Here is a 21,216-nt window from a genome sequence, read left to right as displayed (position 1 = left end):
CCACGCGGCGTCCACCGGGCGCCGCGTTCTTTCCAGCCAGCACGTTCCGCGAATCGAAGGTAGACTCATCAGTTATCAGTCTGACTTCCCCGGAGTGCCCATGCACCTAGTACCATTTCGCTACCTGACCTTCATTGCGACGGCAGCCATCTTTGTCCTGTCCCTGTTTTACTATGACCATTACTGGCTGCCCGTGCTGGCCGGTGCGCTGACCCTGGTCGGCATCAGCGACCTGCTGCAAACCAAGCGCGCCCTGCGCCGCAACTACCCCATCCTCGCGCATTTCCGCTTTTTCTTCGAGAGCATCCGCCCCGAGATCCGCCAGTATTTCCTGGAAAGCGACAGCGAAGCGACGCCGTTCTCGCGCAGCCAGCGCAGCATCGTCTACCAGCGCGCCAAGGAGCAGACGGACAAGCGCCCGTTCGGCACCCAGCTCGACGTGTATGAAGCGGGCTATGAGTGGATCAACCACTCCATCGCCCCCGCCAAGGTCACGGGCCACGACTTCCGCATCGAGATCGGCAACCATCCCGACTGCCCGCGCGAAAAACCGTATTCGGCCAGCGTCTTCAATATCTCGGCGATGAGCTTTGGCGCCCTGTCGGCCAACGCCATCCTGGCCCTGAACGGCGGCGCGCGCAGCGGCGGTTTCATGCACGACACGGGCGAAGGCAGCATCAGCCCGTATCACCGCGAAAACGGCGGCGACCTGGTATGGGAAATCGGCTCCGGCTATTTCGGCTGCCGCAACCAGGACGGCACGTTTTCGGAAGAGCGCTTCATCGCCAACGCCAGCTCCGAGCAGGTGAAAATGATCGAGCTGAAAATGTCGCAGGGCGCCAAGCCGGGCCACGGCGGCGTGCTGCCCGGTCCGAAAGTGACGATTGAAATCGCCACCACGCGCGGCGTGATGGTGGGCGAGGATTGCGTCTCGCCGGCCGCGCACAGCGCCTTTTCCACGCCACTGGAAATGCTGCACTTTATCGACCGCCTGCGCAATCTGTCGGGCGGCAAGCCGACGGGCTTCAAGCTGGCCATCGGCCATCCGTGGGAGTTTTTCGCCATCGTCAAGGCCATGCTGGAAACGGGCATCACGCCCGACTTCATCGTCGTCGACGGCAGCGAAGGGGGCACGGGCGCCGCGCCCCTGGAATTCACCGACCACGTGGGCACGCCGCTGCAGGAAGCGCTGGTGCTCGTGCATAACACCCTGGTGGGCGCCAACCTGCGCGAGCGGATCAAGATCGGCTGTTCGGGCAAGATCATCACGGCCTTCGACATCGCCCGCCTGCTGGCGCTGGGCGCCGACTGGTGCAATTCGGCGCGCGGCTTCATGTTCGCGCTGGGCTGCATCCAGTCGCAAAGCTGCCACACGGACCGCTGCCCCACGGGCGTGGCCACGCAAGACCCGCAGCGCCAGCGCGCGTTGGTGGTGTCCGACAAGATCTCGCGCGTGGCGCACTTCCACCAGAACACCATGAAAGCGCTGGCCGAACTGATCGCCGCCGCCGGCCTGGCCCATCCTCAGGACCTGCGCCCGCATCACCTGGTGCGGCGCATCTCGCCGAACCAGGTGAAACTGGCTTCCGCCCTGCTGCCCTTCCTGGAAGCGGGCCAGTTGCTGGACCCGAGCCAGCTGCCGCAGCTGCCGCCCGTGTTCGGCCTGTACTGGCCCAAGGCCCAGGCGGCCTCGTTCCAGCGCCTCGATTGAGTCCTGTGTTGCGCAAGTGCGGCAATACCACTTAATAACCACTTGCGCAAAAATCTGAATCCAATACAATACCAAAATAAGGTCAAAACCAAGGCAGCTTTCCGGTGAGCGCTCCATTGCGTCGCCGCGGGCCACAATACGGACTTGTCGTCATCAGAATGAATACCGGAGGAGTTGCAGCATGGAGCAGGGTTTGCGCGAAAAAGTAGGACAGTTGTTCATGGTGGGCTTCGACGCCCTGCAGGCGGACGAGCATATCAAGACCCTGATACGACAAAAGAAGGTGGGCGGCGTGATCCTGTTCCGCCGCAACGTGCATACGCCCGCGCAAGTGTCGGCCCTGTGCCGCGAGCTGCAGGAAATCAACGCGGAAGTGTCCGACACCCCGCTGCTGATCTCCATCGACCAGGAAGGCGGCATGGTGATGCGCATCGAGCAGGGCGTCACGCCGATTCCCGCGGCGATGGCTTTCCAGGCCGCCGGCTCCGTCGAGGACTGCGAACGCATGAACCAGATCAGCGGCGATGAAATGCGCCAGGTGGGCATCAACATGCTGCTCGCCCCCGTGCTGGACGTCAACAACAACCGCAACAACCCCGTCATCGGCGTGCGCGCCTATGGCGAAGACGCCACCACCGTCATCGACTACGGCATGGCGGCCATGCGCGGCCAGCGCGCCAGCGGCCTGGCCGTGACCGCCAAACACTTCCCCGGCCACGGCGACACGGCCATCGACACGCATTACGCCATGGCCCTGGTGCCGCACGACAAGCAACGCCTGCGCGCCGTGGAACTTGCGCCGTTCCGCGCAGCCATTGCCGGCGGCGTGGATGCCATCATGACGGCGCACGTGGTCTTCCCCGCCTTCGAAGCCGACACCAGCGTGCCGGCCACCCTGTCGAAAGGCGTGCTGACGGACCTGCTGCGCGGCGAGATGAAGTACCAGGGCGTCGTCATCACCGACTGCCTGGAAATGGCGGCCATTGCCGACGGTATCGGCATCCCCAAGGGCGCCATCGCCACCCTGCAGGCGGGCGCCGACATCGTCCTGATTTCGCACCGCGAAGCGCAGCAGACGGCGGCCATCGACGCCGTCATCGCCGCCGTGGAAAGGGGCGAGATCGCCATGGAGCGCATCGACGCGGCTTGTGCCCGCGTGGCTGAACTCAAGCGCAACCGCGCCGTGCGCGACTGGCGCAACCGCCCGCTCAACCCACCGGCGCTGATGCAGCCGGCCGCCATGGCCCTGTCGCAGCTGCTGCAAAAAGCGGCGCTGCGCGTGCAGGGCGACTACCGCCCGCTGGACGCGGGCCTGCCCGTGACCCTGCTGACGGTGGAAGTGCGTTCGCGCAGCGAAATCGACGAAGTGGCGCTGGGCCGCAACAAGGAAGCGCGCAGCTCGATGCTGCCGGCGCTGCTCGAAGCGGGCCTGGACGTGCGCGAATACGCCCTGTCGGCCGAAGCGCTGGACGAGGAAGTGGACGCCGCCATCGCGTTTGCCCAGGGCGCGCAGCAGATCGTGCTGCAGACGTATAACGCCATGTTCGTCGACGGCCAGCGCCGCCTCGTCGACGCCCTGCCGCACGATAAACTGTGGCTGGTGGCGGGCCGCCTGCCGTATGACCTGGACCTGGCGCCGAATGCGCAAGGCCGCCTGGCCGCCTTCGGCTGCCGCCCGGCCGCGCTGGCGCCCGTGGTGGAAAAACTGGCTGGCCAGGCGTAAATCCACGCCGCCCTTCCTGCACATGCCGGGCACCGCCCGGCATTTTTCATGCAGCGCCGGGATCGAAACGCACACCCGTCATCTGTTCGCTCAGCGCCCATAGCTGGCGCGCCTGCGCAGGGTCGGCCGCCCAGCGCCGCACGCCCGCCCCCGTGCTGTCGTCCGCCACCAGGGCGGCAATATCGCAATCCTCGCAATACACGCCGCCAAGACCGTCCAGCTGCGCGCTGGTAGCACACCAGACGGCCGTGGCGGCCCCCTGCGCCACGTTCTTGAAACCCGATTGCGGCGGCGGATTCACCTGGCCCGCATCGTCAAGCGCGCCCACCCTGCGCAAATCATCCTGGTCCAGGTGGCGCACCAGCGGCGTCAGGATGGCGCCCGGGTGTAGCGAAAAGGCACGTACCTCGTGCGCCGCACCGCGCCGGTCCAGCTCCACGGCAAACAGGGCGTTGGCGCTTTTCGACTGCGCATACGCGCGCCATTTGTCGTACGGCTGGCGCAGGAAATGCGGGTCGTCCAGGTCGACGCCCGCCTGCCGGTGTCCCAGCGACGACACGCACACCACGCGCGCGCCCCGCGCCTGCCGCAAGGCGGGCCACAGGCGCGCCGTCAGCTGGAAATGCCCCAGGTGATTCGTCGCGAACTGCGCCTCATAGCCGCGCGCATCGCGCAGCAAGGGCGAGGCCATGAGCCCGGCGCCGTTCACCAGCACGTGCAGGGCGCGGCCGGAGGCGAGGAAAGCAGCGGCAAAGGAGTCGATGGCTTGCGGATCGAGCAGGTCGAGCGCGGCGACTTCCACGCCGGCCAGACCGGCCAACGCCGCTTGCGCCTGGCGCGGGTCGCGCGCCGGCACCACCACGCGGGCGCCCGCGCCGGCCAGCACGCGCACCGTTTCCAGGCCCAGCCCTGAAGCGCCGCCCGTGACGATGGCCTGCATGCCGGACAGGGTGCGCCCGGCCAGCGCTTCGGTGGCGGTGGTGGCCGCGCCGAAGCCGGTGTGAAGGGGAGTCTGCCTGGGATCGCCGTATGTCATGTCTGCCTCTGCATGTGGGTGGCCAGCGCGGGATGGCTGGCGACATGTGTATTTTGCGCGGGCTGTTCTGGACTGTGAATGGCGTAAAATCCGTAATACTGTCGCTATCGTCCAGAACTGGAACCCGCCATGGATCTGCTTTCCGATGTACTGTCGCTGTTTGACACGCGCAGCTCCTACTTTGCCGGCCTGAAGGCGGGCGGCGCATGGGCCATCGACTTTCCGCCGCCGGACGGCATCAAGTTCAACGCCGTGATCGAGGGTAGCTGCTGGCTGACGGTCGCGGGCATCGACGCTCCCGTGCCGCTGCGTACGGGCGACTGCTTCCTGCTGGCGCCGGGACGCGCGTTCACGCTGGCCAGCGCGCCCGGCTTGCCGGCCGCGCCGGCGCTGGAAGTGTACCGGCACGCGCAGCAGGGCGTGGCCCGCCACGGCGCGCCGCAGCACGATTTCTTCCTCATCGGTGGACGTTTCCACTTTGGCGACGAAGCAGCCATCCTGCTCGACTGCCTGCCGCCGCTGTTGCACGTGCGCGGCGATACGGACCAGGCCAGCGTGCTGCAGTGGGCCTTGCAGCGCCTGGCGCAGGAACTGCAGGCGACGGCGCCCGGTGCGGCGCTGATGACGCGCCACCTGGGCCACATGATGCTGCTGCAAATGCTGCGCCAGTATCTTGAAGCGCAGGCGTCGCATCCGGTGGGCTGGCTGTTCGCGCTGGCCGATCCCCGGCTGCGCGCCGCCATCGAGGCCATGCATGCGCAGCCGGCGCAGCGCTGGACCTTGCTGCAGCTGGCCGCCGTCGCGGGACAGTCGCGCTCCGCCTTTGCCCTGCACTTCAGGAACCGGGTGGGCGTGACCCCGCTCGATTACCTGCTGCGCTGGCGCATGCGCCTGGCCACGCGGCGCCTGAAGGACAGTGCCGCGACAGTGACGTCGATCGCGCAGGCGCTGGGCTACGATTCGGACAGCGCCTTCAGCCATGCCTTCAAGCGCGTCATGGCATGCTCGCCGCGCCAGTACCGGCTGCGCCACGCAAACGCGCAGGCGTAAAAAAACCCGCGCTGGCGGGTTGTGGCAATACAGGGTCAGCGCGCCGGCACGGGCGGCAGGGCCGCCACCGCCAGCAAGGCAAACGGTCCGAGGAACAGGCCGATGCCGAACCACAGTCCCCCGTGGCGGCCGCGCCGGCTGGCCAGCAGCCAGGACGCCATCGCAAACAAAAACATGAAGATCAACAGTATCGCCATTGCCACTCCTTGCCATGCGGAAAACCCAGTGTAGCCGACGGGCGGGCCCGTGGCTAGACGTAGATCAGTCCTGGCGCTGTACCTGCATCAGGATCACGCGCTTGCTGCTGCCATCGGCCGGCGGCGTGGCGGACGGCGGCGGCGGGCTGTCGCAGGAACCGCAGGAACCGCAGCCGCTGCCGCAGCCCGGCGCCACCTTGAAGAAGGTCGACATCTTCGCTTCCTCGAAGCCGCAGCGCACGAGGCCGCGCACGATGGCACGGCGCACGCCCGCCGGCAGGTACTTGGTCGAAAAATGCAGCAGCGCTGCAGCAACGATCAGGGCGACGATAAGGGTTTGCCACATGGTGCTCTCCTATGCGCCAGCCAGCAGGGCCAGGCGGTACGTGATGAACGAAGCGGCGTAGGCCAGCGCGAACATGTAGCCGGCCATCAGCAGCGGATAGCGCCAGCCGCCCGTCTCGCGCTTCACCACGGAGAGGGTCGACAGGCACTGCGGCGCGAACACATACCAGGCCAGCAAGGACAGCGCCGTGGCCATCGACCACGAATGGGCGATCAGCGGCTCCAGGGTGGAGGCCAGCGCGTCGCCCGTCTGCGACAGCGCATACACGGTGCCCAGGGCGCCGACGGCCACTTCGCGCGCCGCCATGCCCGGCACCAGCGCGATGCAGATCTGCCAGTTGAAACCGATGGGCGCGAAGATCACTTCCAGGCCGCGGCCCAGGATGCCGGCCAGGCTGTAGTAGATCGGCGGGTGGACCGCGTTGTCCGGCGCACCGGGGAAGGTGCTGAGGAACCACAGGATGATCATCAGGCTCAGGATGATGGTACCGACGCGCGTCAGGAAGATCTTCGCGCGCTCCCACAGGCTGACGGCCAGGTTGCGCAAATGCGGCCAGTGATAGGCCGGCAGTTCCAGCATCAGCGGCTGGTTGCCGCGCACGCCCATGCTGCGCTTCATGACCCAGGCCACCGCCATGGCCGAGATGATGCCGGCAAAGTACAGCACGAACAGCACCAGGCCTTGCAGGCTCAGGTAACCCCACACCTGGCGTTCCGGGATGAAGGCGGCGATGATCAGCGCATACACGGGCAGGCGCGCCGAACACGTCATCAGCGGGGCGATCATGATGGTCACCAGGCGGTCGCGCGGGTTCTGGATGGTACGCGCCGCCATTACGCCGGGAATGGCGCAGGCAAAGCTCGACAGCAGTGGAATGAAAGCGCGGCCCGACAGGCCCACGCCGCCCATCAGGCGGTCCAGCAGGAACGCGGCGCGCGGCAGGTAGCCGCAGTCTTCCAGCGCCAGGATGAAGAAGAACAGGATCAGAATCTGCGGCAGGAACACCAGCACGCTGCCGACGCCACCGATGATGCCTTCCACCAGCAAGCTCTTCAGGTGACCATCGGGCATGTTCGCCGTCAGCACGGCACCCAGGTGGCCCACGCCATCGGTGATCATTTCCATCGGCGTGGCGGCCCAGGCAAACACGGCCTGGAAAATCAGGAACATCAGCACGGCTAGGATCATGGGGCCGACGATGGGGTGCAGCACCACATCGTCGATCTTTTCCGTCAGGTTGCCACGGTCACTGGCGTCATTGCTGACGGCGGCCAGGATGCGGCGCACTTCGCGCTGGGTTTCCTCGACGGTGACGGCATCGATGGCCGCCAGCGGCTTGGCGTCCACGGCCGGCAACGGCAGCATGGCGTCGATGGCATCCAGCAGGGCTTTTTCGCCATCGTGCTGCACCGCCACGGTTTCCACCACGGGCATGCCCAGTTCCTGCGACAGTTTCACCGTGTCGATCAGCATGCCGCGCTTGCGCGCCACGTCCGTCATGTTCAGCGCCAGCAGCATGGGCAGGCCCAGGCGCTGGACTTCCAGCACCAGGCGCAGGTTCAACCGCAGATTGGTGGCGTCGACCACGCAGATGATGGCGTCCGGACGGGGATCGCCGCGGCGCAGGCCGCCCACCACGTCGCGCGTGATGGCTTCATCGGGCGTGGTGGCCGACAGGCTGTAGGCGCCCGGCAAGTCGAGCACGCGCACGGGCTTGCCCGCGGGCGACGTGAAATGGCCTTCCTTGCGTTCGATGGTCACGCCGGCGTAGTTCGCCACTTTCTGGCGCGCGCCCGTCAAACGGTTGAACAGGGCGGTCTTGCCGCAGTTCGGATTGCCCAGCAAGGCAATTTGCGGCTGATGCGGCGGCTTGTGCATGCCCGCGTCGACGATAGTTTCTACAGCACCCATGGTCATTCCGGTTGAGTCAACGGTTGAATCGCGATCAGCGCCGCTTCGAAGCGGCGCAGGGCGAACGTGGCATTGCCGACCTTGATGGCCAGCGGGTCGCCGCCAGGAATACCGCGCTTGAGCATGCGGATGCGTTCGCCAGGAACGAATCCCAGCTCCATCAGGCGGCGGGGCAGGTCCACGCCGTCCTCCGTCTGTCCTGCCGCGAGGGGCGTGATATGCAACACCGTACCGCTCTGGCCGACTGCCAGCGCATCGAGCGTCATCAAGGGTGGAACTAGAGTCATGAGCAAAATCCGTTCAAATTAAGAACACCGGAGACAAATTGCCGCGCCAGGCGCAGGGCATACTGCCAGTGTTGTGAGGTAAAACGCAACTGTTGCGCATTACCGACAAGCGGCCTTTCATTATGTCCAGACGGCGACCGTCCGAGACAATACCAGCATTATAAACATGAATGCGAATAGTTTTTATTTAGCCCGGAGAGTGGCCCCCGTCAAGGGCTGTCTCATTCGCGCACACGGCATAGCGGCCCGGCCGCCGGCGTGCCGCGCCGGGCCGCCAGCGGCCGCACGCTTGATCAAAATCGCTTGCATTGTCCCCCGCTTTGCGCGACAATGAAACGTAATGATAATGATTCTCATTAAAACACTAGCAATAATGCTTCGCGGCACTAGTGCATTTTCATCATCCAGCCAGAAGGTGTATCAATGATTGTATGTGTCTGCAACAACATATCTGATCGTGAAATCCGTCAAGCCGTCGATCTTGGCCTGTCCAGCATGGCCGAGCTGCGCCGCGACCTGGGCGTGGCAACCTGCTGCGGCAAATGCCATACCTGCGCACGGGAAGTGCTGAACGATCACCTGAGCGCTACCGCTACCGTAGCGCTGCAAGAAACCGTATTGATGCGAGCTGTACTGACAAACTAAAGAAAGCGATGAACGCCATGACGATGATGCCCCCGCCCGTAACGGTGCAGGCCGTGCAACAATTTGCCGACTTCGACAAGAAGCGCAACAAGTTCGCGCCGCTGATGGCCATCGTCGTCCTGCACCTCGCCGGGTTCTATGCGATCCAGAGCGGCTTGCTGAGCAAAGTCGTCACGGCGGCCATGCCGACCATCACCACCATCAGCATCATCGCCCCGCCGGCGCCGCCCAAGCCGCCGACACCGTCCGTCCCCAAAACCGTGGAACTGAGCGCGCCCATGCCGCGCGCCGTGATCCCGCCGCTGCCGCTGATCGCCGTGGCACCCACGGAACCGACCATCACGCCGCCGCAGCCGACGCGCGCCGAAGCAGCGCCCGTGGCCACCGCCGCGCCGACAGCGCCATCGACACCGTCGCCCACGCCGCCGGCCCCATCCACGCCGCGCACCGTCAGCAGCGTCGAATACATCAAGGCGCCGCAACTGATCTACCCGAATCTGTCGCGCCGCCTGGGCGAGAGCGGCACCGTGGTCTTGCGCATCCTGATCAATGAAAAGGGCTTGCCCGAGCAAATCCTGATCCATAAATCGACCGGCTACGGCAACCTCGACGAAGCGGGCCGCCAGGCAGCGCAGCGCGCGCTGTTCAAACCCATGATCGAAAACGGCAAGCCCGTGCCCGTGTACGTGCTCGTCCCGCTGACCTTCCAACTGAGCTAGCCTTCCGGCGGCCCTTGCGCCGCTGCCAGCCCGCAAGCATCGCACCGTGTGCCCTGCTTGCTTTTTTGCGCCCTGTTTTTAGTCAAGCGATTTGCTTGTTTCAGTCTGCCAGCCTACATCCCCGGGCCAGGCAGACTTTTTTTTGTCCGCTATGGGGGGCAGACCCTCAACACCGCCAACGCCAAGCTCAGCGCCAACGTCGCCGGGGGTCTGACCCCAGCCTCACATCTCCGCCCACATCCGCAGCAGGTTGTGATAATGCCCCGTCAAGCCCACGGTCGCCGGCGAATCGCCGTGCTCGCTGCGCACGCTCTGGATGTTCTGGTCGAGCTCAAACAGCATGCTGCGCTTCCAATCTTCGCGCACCATGCTTTGCGTCCACAGGAAGGAGCAGATGCGCTCGCCGCTGGTGACGGGCAACACTTGATGCACGCTGCTCGACGGATACACGATCACGTCGCCCGCCGGCAGTTTCACTTCATGCGTGCCGTAGGAATCGACCACCACCAGCTCGCCGCCTTCGTATTCGTCCGGTTCGCTGAGGAACACGGTCGACGAGACGTCGGCGCGCATCGACTGCATGCCGTTTTTCGGCGTGCGGATGGCGCCGTCGATATGCAGGCCATAGTGCTCGCCGCCCGCATAGCTGTTGAAGAACGGCGGCAGGATGCGCAGCGGCAGCACGGCCGAGAAGAACAGCGGATTGGCCATCAGCGCGCGGCTGACGATCTCGCCCAATTCCAGCGCCAGCGGCGAGCCCTCGGCCAGCTGGCGGTTGCGCTTGACCTGCGCCCCTTGCGCCCCGACGCTGGCGCGCCCATCGACCCAGTCCGTCTGCGCCAGGCGCTGGCGAAACTGCGTCACCTGTTCCGGCGTCAGCACGCCGGGTATATGCAGCATCATCTTGCTTTCCTTTATCGTGAAATTCCCCCGCTGATTATCGCATCGCCACCGGCGGCCAAGAATACATAAAGGCAAGAATGGCGCAAACATTGCGCGCCATTTTCACACGACCGTACCGGCGTGCCGGCCATCCCCACAAGACCGCATGAACGCGAATGAGAATGGCCTTCATTTTCCTTAACAAATAAAAAACGGAAAAATGTGGCAATCCATTTGAGAATGGGTTTTATTCGCACGATATTTACGTTAAAAAGACGGAAAAATGCCGTTTACCGCCCGAAATCGCCCATATTTTGCGCTATCATGCGGGCATAGCGAGACCGGCAACATGCGCGCCACCAGGCAGCCCTTCGCCACCCGGCTGTGGCCGCCAGCAGCCTCCGGTTTCATCATCGAACGCGACACAGAACAAAGGAAATCCCATGAAGGGCGATAAAGAAGTCATCCGCATGCTCAACGCACAGCTCACCAACGAACTGTCGGCCATCAACCAGTACTTCCTGCATGCACGCATGTACAAGCACTGGGGCCTGGAAAAGCTGGGCAAGAAGGAATACGAAGAATCGATCGGCGAAATGAAACACGCCGACAAGCTGATCGACCGCATCCTGATGCTCGACGGCCTGCCTAACCTGCAAGCGCTGCACAAGCTGCTGATCGGCGAGAACACGCCGGAAATGCTGGAATGCGACTTGAAGCTGGAACGCGCCGCGCACGCCACCGTCAAGGAAGGCATCGCCATCAGCGAAAAAGCGGGCGACTACGTGTCGCGCGACCTGTTCCTGATGATCCTGGAAGACACGGAAGAGCATATCGACTGGCTGGAAACGCAGATCGACCTGATCGCCAAGATCGGCATCCAGAACTACCTGCAAAGCCAGATGGCGATTGAAGAGTAATTTTTCTTCGATGCAGATAAAAAAACCGGCAATGGCCGGTTTTTTTACGTCCGTGCCTTTATTGCGGCACCGTGTCCTTGAACGATGGCCGCTCGGACAGCTTGTCGAACAAACGCGCGAGCGCGGGGTGATCGGCGCGCCAGTCGATTTCCGGGAAGCGGAAGCTGAGCCAGCCCAGGGTGCAGCCCACGGCCACGTCGGCCAGGGTGTAGTTCTTGCCGGCGCAATACGCGCTCTCGCCCAGGCGCGCTTCGAGCGCCGCCAGGCCCAGGGTAATCTTGTCGAGCTGGCGCGCGATCCAGGCGGCGCTTTGCTGCTCGGGCGGACGCTGCGTGCGCTCCAGGCGCACCAGCACGCCCGCATCGAGGATGCCGTCGGCCAGCGCTTCCCAGTTCTTGATGTCGGCCCGCTCGCGGCCATTGCCGCCGGCCGGCAGCAGCTTGCACACGGGCGTGAGCGTGTCGAGGTATTCGACGATGACTTTCGAATCGATCAAGGTGCTGCCATCCTCCATCACCAGGCAGGGCACCTTGCCCAGCGGATTGGCCTGGGCGATGCGGGTTTCCGGCACCCACACGTTTTCCAGCTCGAAGACATAGTCGAGCTTTTTTTCCGCCAGCACGATACGGGCTTTGCGGACATACGGGCTGGCGAGGGAACCGATCAGTTTCATAGGTACTTTAAGGTAAAGGAGCAGCAAGCAGTATAGCATCGGCGGCAGCGGCATTTGGCAGCGCGCACCCGGCGCCCGGCACGGTGTGGCAGGCACGCCGCATCGGGGCCCGATTCGGCCGGAATGGGGGCCATCAGCAGCCAACGGACGGCTAACCAGCGGCCAGCGGTGGTAAAATCGCCCTTTACTGTGGCGCCGTCAGTGTTGCTGTATTGCAATAGCCCTGCCCTCCCCGCGCGCCACACGCCAACCGTTTCTTTAACTTGCGTCCGCTCTCATGACTTCTACTACTCCGTATTCCACGCTGTCGGCCCTGTCTCCGCTCGATGGCCGCTACGCCAGCAAGACCGATCTGCTGCGCCCGATCCTGTCCGAAGCCGGTTTCATGCACCACCGCGTGAAAGTGGAAATCTCCTGGCTGCAAGCGCTGTCGCAAGCCGGTTTCGCTGAAATCAAGCCGTTCTCGGCCGAAGCGACCGCCCTGCTCGACAAGATGGCGGCCGATTTCTCGGAAGCCGACGCGGCCCGCATCAAGGCCATCGAAGCGGTCACCAACCACGACGTCAAGGCCGTCGAATACTGGCTGAAGGAACAAGTGGCGGACGTGCCGGAACTGGTGGCGGCGTCGGAATTCATCCATTTCGCCTGCACCTCGGAAGACATCAACAACACGTCGCACGGCATGATGCTGAAAGCGGCCCGCGATGGCGTGATGCTGCCGGCCTTGAACGGCCTGGTGGCCAAGCTGACGCAGATCGCGCACGACAATGCCGACGTGCCGATGCTGTCGCGCACGCACGGCCAGACGGCCAGCCCGACCACCCTGGGCAAGGAATTTGCCAACGTCGTGGCCCGCTTGCAGCGCGCCGTGAAACGCATCGCGCAAGTGGAAATCCTCGGCAAGATGAATGGCGCCGTCGGCAACTACAACGCCCACCTGTCCGCCTACCCTGGCTTCGACTGGCCCGCCTTCTCGCAAGCCGTCATCGAACAGCGCCTGGGCCTGGTGTTCAATCCGTACACCATCCAGATCGAGCCGCACGACTACATGGCCGAACTGTTCGACGCCTTCGCGCGCGCCAACACGATCTTGCTGGACCTGAACCGCGACATCTGGACGTATGTCTCGCTGGGCTACTTCAAGCAGAAGCTGAAAGCGGGCGAAATCGGTTCCTCGACCATGCCGCACAAGGTCAACCCGATCGACTTCGAAAACTCGGAAGGCAACCTGGGCCTGGCCAACGCCGTGCTGAAGCACCTGTCGGAAAAACTGCCCGTCTCGCGCATGCAGCGCGACTTGACCGATTCGACCGTGCTGCGCAACATCGGCGTGGGCCTGGGCTACACCCTGCTGGCCTATGACAGCTGCCTGCGCGGCCTGAACAAGCTGGAAGTGAACCACGCGCGCCTGGCGCAAGACCTGGACGCGACGTGGGAAGTGCTGGCCGAGCCCGTACAAACCGTGATGCGCCGCTACGGCATCGAAAATCCGTACGAGCAGCTGAAAGAGCTGACGCGCGGCAAGGGCATCTCGAAAGAAGCGCTGCAAACCTTCGTCAATGGCCTGGCCATTCCGCAGGATGCCAAGGACGTGCTGCTGACCATGACGCCGGCTAACTACATCGGTATCGCGGCGCAACTGGCCAAGGCCATCTAAGCGACCAGCACTCCCCGGATCACGCCGATCCGCTGCCGCGGGGCGGCCAGCACACAAATGCTGGCCGCCCCGCGGTTTTTCCGGCAGTCTTTCTTGTAGAATCTCCAGCACGCAGCGCAATTTGCTTTTCTTTGGTATATTAGGCCGAACTAGTCCTAATGCGTACTACTTTCAAGAAAGCCCCGCCGATGCAACGCTACACCACCACCGCCATCATCCTGCACTGGCTGACCGCCCTGCTGATCATCAGCGCCTTTGTCATGGGCCTGGTCATGACGGACATTCCCGGCCTGACGCCCACCAAGCTCAAATATTTCTCCTGGCATAAATGGCTGGGCGTGACCGTGCTGGCCATCGCCGCCATCCGCCTGCTGTGGCGCAAGGCCAACGTGCCGCCGCCGCACCCGGCCAGCATGCTTGCCTGGCAAAAGAAGGCAGCCGACGCCATGCACGTGCTGCTGTACATCCTGATCTTCGCCGTGCCCATCTCCGGCTACCTGTACACCCTGGCCGCCGGCGTGCCGGTGGTGTACCTGGGCCTGTTCCAGCTGCCCGTCATCATGGCGCCGAACCCGGAACTTAAGCCGCTTTTAAAAGAAATTCATTATGTTCTGAACATGACGATGGCCGCCGCCGTGGCCGCCCATGTGCTGGCGGCGCTGAAGCACCAGTTCATCGACCGCGACGGCGTGCTCAAGCGCATGCTGCCGTAACACCGACTTCCCCTTGCTCACTGAAACTCCAGGAAAAATAAGATGAAAACCACCCAACGCATCGTCCTCGCTTCCCTGCTGGGCCTGTCCGTGGCCGCCACCGCCGCCACCCTGCTGAAAGTCGATCCCGCCAAGACCAGCGTGTCGGCCGTGTTCAAGCAAATGAACGTACCCGTGGAAGCGAAGTTCAAGAAATTCAATATCGCCATCGATTACAACCCGGCCACGCCGGACGCCTCGAAAGCGTCGGTGGAAATCGAGACGGCCAGCATCGATATCGGCGACCCGGAATACAACAAGGAAGTGGCCAAGAAAGAATGGTTCAACGCGGCGCAGTTCCCGAAAGCCACATTCGTCTCGAGCAGCATCAAGGCCGCCGGTGCGGGCAAGCTGACGGTATCGGGCAAGCTGAGCATCAAAGGCAAGACCACCGACGTGACCTTCCCCCTGACGGTGAAAGCCGATGGCGGCAAATATGCATTTGACGGCGCCCTGCCCATCAAGCGCCTGACCTACAACATCGGCGAAGGCGAGTGGAAGGACACGAGCATGGTTGCCGATGAGGTCACGATCAAGTTCCATGTTTCGGCTCAGTAACGCCTGAGAAAACGTCCATGACTGCGTTGCTCTTGCCTCGTCGTACTATTCGTACTGCCTTCGGCAAGGCGCCTTGTCCTGAACGTTTTTCAGACGTTAGCAAAAACAACCCCACAACCCTTTAGGATCTGCATGAAATTTTCGCACTTGATGATCGCCGTGCTGGCCGCCGCCGGCGCCGGTTCGGCCATGGCCGCCACCGATACCTACAACCTCGACCCGACGCACACCTTCCCCAGCTTCGAAGCCGATCACATGGGCATGTCCGTGTGGCGTGGCAAGTTCAACAAGACCAAGGGCACGGTCACCCTGGACCGCGCCGCCAGGACGGGCAGCCTGGACCTGGTCATCGATGCCGATTCGATCGACTTCGGCCTCGATGCCATGAACACGCACGCGAAAAAAGCGGACATGTTCAACGTCGAGAAATTCCCGCAAATCACCTACAAGAGCACATCGCTCAAGTTCAACGGTGAACAGCTGGTGGAAGTGGACGGCGAACTGACCCTGCTGGGCGTGACCAAGCCCGTCAAGCTGAACGTGAGCAAGTTCAAGTGCATCATGCACCCGCGCTACAAGCGCGAAGTGTGCGGCGCCGATGCCAGTGCGGAATTCAAGCGCAGCGACTTTGGCCTGAACTACGGCATGCCGGCGTTCTCGCCGGAAGTCAAGCTGGCCATCCAGGTGGAAGCGATCAAGGCCGATTAAACACCGCCTTGCCGCATGACAAGCCCGCCTCGCTGCCCGCAGCCAGGCGGGCTTTTGCATGCGCCGCGCGAATCCGCTGGACTTTTCTATCGTGCGGCATCAGTATCACCTGGCATGATGTTTTTCTAACATGGCACCCCTACTCACCCATCGCGCGGAGGACTACATGAATTTCATTATCTGGATCGTTATTGGCGGCGTCATCGGCTGGCTGGCCAGCATGGTCATGAAAACCGATGCGCAACAAGGCATCTTCCTCAATATCGTCGTCGGCATCGTGGGGGCCTTCCTGGGCGGCTGGCTGCTGGCGCCCCTGTTCGGCACGGGCACCATCAATAGCGACAACTTCAGCCTGTCCTCGCTGCTCGTTTCCTTCCTGGGCGCCGTGATCCTGCTGGGCATCGTGAATCTTCTGCGCCGCGGCAAAATACGCTAGACGGGCAAACGCCCTCCATCACGAAGTGGCCGGGCCGCGCCAGCGCCCGGCCATTTTTCATTTCCGCCAAGACAATTGTATGGACAATACCACAGCCGTTGCACGGAAAAATGGGGCCTGGCGGCCCGTTTGCGCCCCTGCACCACTGAAAATTGTACTCATTCGACAATTAAATGCAATCATGCCCTCCGGAAAATGTGATTGACTAGTGCGAGTTCGATACGGATACTCTAGGTCGCCCGCTGAGAAAAAACACTGGGTACACGTTGGTTCCGACTTCCCACCATGTAAAAAGACTAGAACTCGAATGAAAAAATCTTTAATCGCGCTCGCCATCCTGAGCAACTTCGCACACGCCGACGAAGGCATGTGGATGCCCCAACAGCTGCCACAAGTAGCCAAGGAATTGAAAGCCGCCGGCTTGAAACTGGACCCGACCACGCTGACCAAACTGACCGAGTTCCCGATGGGCGCCATCGTCAGCCTGGGCGGTTGCTCGGCGTCGTTCGTCTCGCCGCAAGGCCTGGTTGCCACCAACCACCACTGCGTCTACAACAGCGTGGCGGTCAATTCGACCAAAGAGCGCGATTTGCTGGCCAACGGTTTCCTGGCCAAGACCTTCGCTGAAGAATTGCCGGCCGCCCCAGGCAGCCGCATCTTCGTCACCTCGGCCGTGACCAATGTCAGCGACAAGATCATCACCGCCGACGTGGCCAAGCTGCAAGGCAAGGCACGCATCGACGCGATCGAGAAAAACCAGAAGAAACTGGTCGCCGAATGCGAAAAAGAAGCGGGCTTCCGCTGCACCGTGTCGAGCTACTACGGCGGCCTGGAGTTCTACCTGATCAAGCAACTGGAAATCCGCGACGTGCGCCTGGTGCACGCGCCTCCGGCCGGCGTGGGCAAGTTCGGCGGCGACACCGACAACTGGATGTGGCCGCGCCACACGGGCGACTACGGTTTCTACCGCGCCTATGTCAGCAAGGACGGCAAGGCTGCCGACTTCAGCAAGGACAACGTGCCCTACCAGCCAAAACACGTGCTGAAACTGGCCAAGGATGGCTTGAAAGAAGGCGATTTCGTCATGGCGCTGGGCTACCCTGGCCGCACCAACCGTCACCGCCTGCCATCGGAAGTGGCGTTCACGTTTGACTGGAACTACCCGGCCTTCGTGAAAGCGTCGGGCGAAACCCTGGCCATCATCGCGCGCGAAACCAAGGACAACAAGGATGTTGCCCTGAAATACGCGGGCCAGGTGGCTGGCGTGAACAACTACTACAAGAACCGCCAGGGCATGCTCGATTCGTACGCGGGCAGCGACTTCCTGGCACGCAAGACGGCAGAACATGAAGCCCTGAAAACCTGGGTCAACGCAAATGCTGCCCGCAAGGCGGAATTTGCCGGCGACATCGAGCAAGTGGAAAAGCTGATCGCCGAGCGCGATGCCGACACCAAGCGCGATTTCTTCCTGGGCTACGCACAGCCACGCCTGCTGAACACGGCACGCAGCCTGTACCGCCTGTCCAACGAAAGCACCAAGGCCGATACGGAACGCAAGTCCGGCTACCAGTCGCGCGACTTGCCACGCCTGGAAGCGGGTATCACGTCGGTCGAGCGCACCTACGATGAAAAAGTCGACAAGGCGCTGGTACTGAACAGCCTGGCCAAGTACGCCGCGCAACCGGCAGCACAGCGCCGCGCCAGCTTCGACGCCGCCATCGGCATCAAGGACGGCATGTCGCAAGCCGACCTGTCCGCCGCCCTGGACAAACTGTATGCGGGCAGCAAGCTGGCCGACAAGGCCGAGCGCGCAGCATGGCTGAAACGCACGCCAGCCGAGTTCCAGGCCAGCAAGGACAGCTTCATCCAGGCAGCCGTTGCCATGTATCCGGATTCGCTGAAAAACGAAGCGGAAGACGAAGAACTGGCCGGCAAGATCCAGCAAGCCTACGCCAACTACATGAAAGCCAAGATCGCCTTCATGAAGAGCAAGGGCCAAGCCGTCTATCCTGACGCCAACAGCACCCTGCGCGTGACCTTCGGCCGCGTTGCCGGCCGTGACCATGGCGCCGATGGCACCACCTGGACCGCGTTCACCACCGTCAATGGCGTGGTGGCCAAAGCCACGGGCCAGGGCGAGTTCAATGCACCAGCCAATCAACTGGCCGCGATCAAAGCCAAGGACTTCGGCAAATTTGTCGATCCGAAGCTGAAAACCGTGCCGGTCGACTACCTGGCGACCCTGGACATCACCGGCGGCAACTCCGGTTCGGCTGCGCTGAACTCGAAAGGCGAATTCATCGGCCTGGCCTTCGATGGCACCCTGGACTCGATCATTTCCGATTGGGACTACAACAAGGCCAACACCCGTTCGATCCAGGTCGACCTGCGCTACATGCTGTGGAACATGAAACACATCGACCACGCAGACAACCTGCTGAAAGAAATGGGCGCTGAATAACAAAAAGCCATAACCCGGTAACGGGCGCTTGTCACCTGAGCCACTCCTGCGGGAGTGGCTTTTTTTCGTCTAGCGCCTGACCTTTGAAAACCGGTAAGGCACGGCTTGCTCCGCGCCAAACACCTGCACCCGGCCGCTTCCCAGCGGCAGCATCACGCGCCGCCCCTGCTGCTGCAGCAAGGCCAGGTCGGCGCCGGGAAAACGCTGCGCCAGCAAGGCATAAGCTTGCCGCTCGACGGGCGCGGCAAGGATCACGATGCGGTAGTCGCTATCGCCAAAGTCCAGCAGCAGCGCGGCAACCTCGTCCGGCCCCGGCAGCGCCGTGATGCGCAGGCGCGCGCTGCCCTTGACGAGCGCGACGGCCGACCACAGGGGCAAGGTGCGCTGCGTGGCGCCGATCTGCAGCAGCGGCGCGTGGTGCGCCTCCGCCGACGTCAGCACGATGTCAGGGCGCTCTTCCGGCACGGCCCCATCGACGGCCAGCAGCCAGCCCCGGTAGCGTATCAGCGCGCCCTGCGCCGTGGCCGTGACGGTCCCGCCCTGCGCCACGGGCTCCTTGCCCGCCGGCAAGCGCAACGGCGCCGCCTGTGCCGCCAGGCACACCCACCACACCAGCGCCGCCATCGCTGCCTTGCCCATGCCGCCTCCCTTGCGCGTGAAACGTATTCATAACACAAGTCCCGCACTTGCCTGCTGCGGCGCCTCAAGGCAGGAGCGCCGGTGCTACAATTGGCCCCTAGCGGGCGTACTTACCCAGCGCGCCTTCCCCCTCCCAGACTCAGACCGCTATGCCACCAGACTTGCGCACGACCTACGAACTCGGTAACCACAACCAGACCACGACCTGGCTGGAATGCATCACTTTCTACAAAGATCTCGCCGCACGCTATCCGCAAGTGCTGCATTTCGAACAGATCGGCCTGTCCGACTCGGGCGTGCCCATCCACGCTGGCGTCGTCAGCGCGGACGGCGTCTTCGACCGCGAGCAGATCAAGCGCGCGGGCCGCACCGTGTTCTTCAACAACAACGGCATCCACCCGGGCGAACCGGAAGGCATCGACGCCTGCATGGCCATCGTGCGCGACCTCTGCACGCAGCCCGAACGCCTGGCGGCGCTGGGCAGCACCGTGCTGCTGTTCATCCCGATCTACAACGTCGATGGCAGTCTGAACCGTGCCAACACGTCGCGCGTGAACCAGGATGGCCCGGAGCAATTCGGTTTCCGCGGCAATAGCCGCCACCTGGACCTGAACCGCGATTTCATCAAGTGCGACAGCCTGAACGCGCAAGTGTTCAACCGCCTGCTGGCCAGCTGGGACCCGGACGTGATGGTCGATACGCACACGTCCAACGGCGCCGACTACCCGTACACGATGACCCTGATCCACACGCAGACGGATAAGCTGGGCAATGGCCTGGGTCCCTTCCTGCAAGACACCATGCTGCCGCACATCTTTGCGCAGATGGAACAAGCGGGCTGGCCCACCTGCCCGTATGTGAATCCCGTCAAGGACAGCCCCGACCACGGCATCGCCGAATTCCTCGAAGTGCCCCGTTTCTCGACAGGTTTTGCAGCCTTGCATCACGTCATCGGTTTCATGCCGGAAACGCACATGCTGAAACCATTTGCCGACCGCTACGCGTCCATGCGCGCCCTGCTCGACATCACCATGGCGTTCACGGTCCAACATGGCGAACAGATCAAGCAGCTGCGCGCGCAAGCGAAGGCGGCAGGACGCACGCAAGCCGCATGGCCCATCCACTGGGCCATGAACGAAGAACAGCCGTCGACCTTCCCTTTCAAGGGCTATGCGGCGCAATACACGCCGAGTATCCTCGGCAACTACCAGCGCCTGTCCTACGACCGCTCGCAGCCGTGGGAGCGCGACATCGCCTACTACAACCGCTTCGATGCGGACGTCACCGTAGCCGCGCCGAAAGCCTATGTCGTGCCGCAGGCATGGCGCGAAGTCATCGAGCGCCTGCGCTGGAATGGCGTGGAAATGCACCGCATCACCGTCGAACAGACCTTAACGGCGCGCTACTACCACATCCATAACGTGGGCACCCGCGCGACCGCCTACGAAGGCCACATGTTCCACGACACGGTGGACGTGGAAGCGCGCACGGGCCAGTTCACCGTGCAGGCGGGCGACTATGTGGTCAGCCTGGACCAGGACAATGCGCGCTACGCCGTGGAAACCCTGGAACCCGAGGCGCACGACAGCTTCTTCCGCTGGGGCTTCTTCAACAGCGTGCTGGAAAAGAAGGAAGCGTTTTCCGATTACGTGTTCGAAGACATGGCATCCGAACTGCTGCGCGACGAGCCGGCCCTGGCCGCCAAGTTTGCCGACTGGAAAGCGGCGAATCCGGCCTTGCTGAGCAATCAGGAAGCCGTGCTGAACTTCATCTTTGCACACTGCCAGCGCTTTGCCGAACCGGAATGGCGTCGATATCCCGTGATTGCCCTCATGTAACTCGGGGCTGTAGCGAATGCAACATCCTGGCGCCGCATCGGAGACCCCGGTGCGGCGCCTCTTTCTG

General features: G+C 63.1%; 21 protein-coding genes. 13 read left to right on the top strand and 8 right to left on the bottom strand.

All coding sequences use genetic code 11. The features are described 5' to 3' along the window. Nucleotides 1-100: 100 nt before the first annotated feature. Nucleotides 101-1,711 (top strand): FMN-binding glutamate synthase family protein, encoded by a 1,611-nt coding sequence (locus tag VPH41_RS00375; RefSeq protein WP_328568600.1) that lies wholly within the window; start codon nt 101-103, stop codon nt 1,709-1,711. 181 nt (nt 1,712-1,892) lie between these two features. Then, nucleotides 1,893-3,434, top strand: coding sequence for a beta-N-acetylhexosaminidase (nagZ, locus tag VPH41_RS00370; protein WP_328568599.1), 1,542 nt, complete (start codon nt 1,893-1,895; stop codon nt 3,432-3,434). Nucleotides 3,435-3,480: 46 nt separating this feature from the next. Here nagZ and VPH41_RS00365 read toward each other — a convergent pair whose 3' ends face one another. Next, nucleotides 3,481-4,470, bottom strand: a complete 990-nt coding sequence (locus VPH41_RS00365) for an oxidoreductase (RefSeq protein ID WP_328568598.1) — start codon at nt 4,468-4,470, stop codon at nt 3,481-3,483. A 129-nt stretch (nt 4,471-4,599) separates the two neighbouring features. Here VPH41_RS00365 and VPH41_RS00360 point away from each other — a divergent pair, with 129 nt between their 5' ends. Continuing rightward, the gene (locus tag VPH41_RS00360; protein WP_328568597.1) at nt 4,600-5,520 is read left to right on the top strand and encodes an AraC family transcriptional regulator; all 921 of its coding nucleotides are present in this window, start codon (nt 4,600-4,602) and stop codon (nt 5,518-5,520) included. Between the two features lie 35 nt (nt 5,521-5,555). Here the strand turns inward: VPH41_RS00360 and VPH41_RS00355 are convergent, their stop codons facing one another. The 4 genes from VPH41_RS00355 to VPH41_RS00340 form a co-directional block, all read right to left on the bottom strand. Beyond that, nucleotides 5,556-5,717 (bottom strand): hypothetical protein, encoded by a 162-nt coding sequence (locus tag VPH41_RS00355; RefSeq protein WP_193317420.1) that lies wholly within the window; start codon nt 5,715-5,717, stop codon nt 5,556-5,558. Nucleotides 5,718-5,781: 64 nt separating this feature from the next. Further along, complete coding sequence (locus VPH41_RS00350) at nt 5,782-6,063, bottom strand: hypothetical protein (protein WP_328568596.1); 282 nt, start codon at nt 6,061-6,063, stop codon at nt 5,782-5,784. Between the two features lie 9 nt (nt 6,064-6,072). Continuing rightward, nucleotides 6,073-7,974, bottom strand: coding sequence for a ferrous iron transporter B (feoB, locus tag VPH41_RS00345; protein WP_328568595.1), 1,902 nt, complete (start codon nt 7,972-7,974; stop codon nt 6,073-6,075). Nucleotides 7,975-7,976: 2 nt separating this feature from the next. Beyond that, nucleotides 7,977-8,261, bottom strand: a complete 285-nt coding sequence (locus VPH41_RS00340) for a FeoA family protein (RefSeq protein WP_152282163.1) — start codon at nt 8,259-8,261, stop codon at nt 7,977-7,979. Between the two features lie 423 nt (nt 8,262-8,684). Between VPH41_RS00340 and VPH41_RS00335 the strand changes: the two genes are divergently transcribed. Together VPH41_RS00335 and VPH41_RS00330 are read left to right on the top strand one after the other, a co-directional pair. Further along, nucleotides 8,685-8,906, top strand: coding sequence for a (2Fe-2S)-binding protein (locus VPH41_RS00335; protein WP_328568594.1), 222 nt, complete (start codon nt 8,685-8,687; stop codon nt 8,904-8,906). A gap of 17 nt (nt 8,907-8,923) precedes the next feature. Next, nucleotides 8,924-9,625: an energy transducer TonB gene (locus VPH41_RS00330; RefSeq protein WP_152282165.1), complete on the top strand. Its 702-nt coding sequence runs from the start codon at nt 8,924-8,926 to the stop codon at nt 9,623-9,625. A gap of 222 nt (nt 9,626-9,847) precedes the next feature. On the opposite strand, the gene VPH41_RS00325 is transcribed toward VPH41_RS00330, so the two are convergent. Next, the gene (locus VPH41_RS00325; protein WP_328568593.1) at nt 9,848-10,528 is read right to left on the bottom strand and encodes a Fe2+-dependent dioxygenase; all 681 of its coding nucleotides are present in this window, start codon (nt 10,526-10,528) and stop codon (nt 9,848-9,850) included. 422 nt (nt 10,529-10,950) lie between these two features. On the opposite strand from VPH41_RS00325, the gene bfr reads away from it, so the two are divergent. Further along, on the top strand, nt 10,951-11,427 hold the full coding sequence (gene bfr, locus VPH41_RS00320) for a bacterioferritin (RefSeq protein ID WP_092607216.1): 477 nt from the start codon (nt 10,951-10,953) through the stop codon (nt 11,425-11,427). Nucleotides 11,428-11,485: 58 nt separating this feature from the next. On the opposite strand, the gene VPH41_RS00315 is transcribed toward bfr, so the two are convergent. After that, nucleotides 11,486-12,100 carry a glutathione S-transferase N-terminal domain-containing protein gene (locus VPH41_RS00315; protein WP_101483050.1) on the bottom strand — a complete coding sequence of 205 codons (615 nt, stop codon included), beginning with the start codon at nt 12,098-12,100 and terminating at the stop codon, nt 11,486-11,488. A gap of 277 nt (nt 12,101-12,377) precedes the next feature. Here VPH41_RS00315 and purB point away from each other — a divergent pair, with 277 nt between their 5' ends. From purB to VPH41_RS00285, 6 genes are all read left to right on the top strand, one after another. Then, nucleotides 12,378-13,757, top strand: a complete 1,380-nt coding sequence (gene purB, locus VPH41_RS00310; RefSeq protein ID WP_152282167.1) for an adenylosuccinate lyase — start codon at nt 12,378-12,380, stop codon at nt 13,755-13,757. A gap of 188 nt (nt 13,758-13,945) precedes the next feature. After that, nucleotides 13,946-14,470 (top strand): cytochrome b, encoded by a 525-nt coding sequence (locus VPH41_RS00305; RefSeq protein WP_152255127.1) that lies wholly within the window; start codon nt 13,946-13,948, stop codon nt 14,468-14,470. A 42-nt stretch (nt 14,471-14,512) separates the two neighbouring features. Beyond that, on the top strand, nt 14,513-15,067 hold the full coding sequence (locus VPH41_RS00300; RefSeq protein WP_152282168.1) for a YceI family protein: 555 nt from the start codon (nt 14,513-14,515) through the stop codon (nt 15,065-15,067). Between the two features lie 132 nt (nt 15,068-15,199). Next, nucleotides 15,200-15,775 carry a YceI family protein gene (locus tag VPH41_RS00295; RefSeq protein ID WP_328568592.1) on the top strand — a complete coding sequence of 192 codons (576 nt, stop codon included), beginning with the start codon at nt 15,200-15,202 and terminating at the stop codon, nt 15,773-15,775. A 166-nt stretch (nt 15,776-15,941) separates the two neighbouring features. Then, nucleotides 15,942-16,211 carry a GlsB/YeaQ/YmgE family stress response membrane protein gene (locus VPH41_RS00290; protein ID WP_071075198.1) on the top strand — a complete coding sequence of 90 codons (270 nt, stop codon included), beginning with the start codon at nt 15,942-15,944 and terminating at the stop codon, nt 16,209-16,211. Nucleotides 16,212-16,518: 307 nt separating this feature from the next. After that, a complete protein-coding gene (locus VPH41_RS00285; RefSeq protein ID WP_251351326.1) occupies nt 16,519-18,672 on the top strand; it encodes a S46 family peptidase in 2,154 nt (717 codons plus the stop codon). A 69-nt stretch (nt 18,673-18,741) separates the two neighbouring features. Here the strand turns inward: VPH41_RS00285 and VPH41_RS00280 are convergent, their stop codons facing one another. Continuing rightward, complete coding sequence (locus VPH41_RS00280) at nt 18,742-19,311, bottom strand: hypothetical protein (RefSeq protein WP_328568591.1); 570 nt, start codon at nt 19,309-19,311, stop codon at nt 18,742-18,744. A 149-nt stretch (nt 19,312-19,460) separates the two neighbouring features. On the opposite strand from VPH41_RS00280, the gene VPH41_RS00275 reads away from it, so the two are divergent. Further along, a complete protein-coding gene (locus tag VPH41_RS00275; RefSeq protein ID WP_328568590.1) occupies nt 19,461-21,149 on the top strand; it encodes a M14 family zinc carboxypeptidase in 1,689 nt (562 codons plus the stop codon). Nucleotides 21,150-21,216: the final 67 nt, after the last annotated feature.

Source organism: Janthinobacterium sp. P210006 (assembly GCF_036231885.1).
Taxonomy (GTDB): domain Bacteria; phylum Pseudomonadota; class Gammaproteobacteria; order Burkholderiales; family Burkholderiaceae_D; genus Janthinobacterium; species Janthinobacterium violaceinigrum.
Note: the sequence above shows the minus strand (reverse complement) of the source record. Positions and strands in the feature narration are given on the sequence as shown.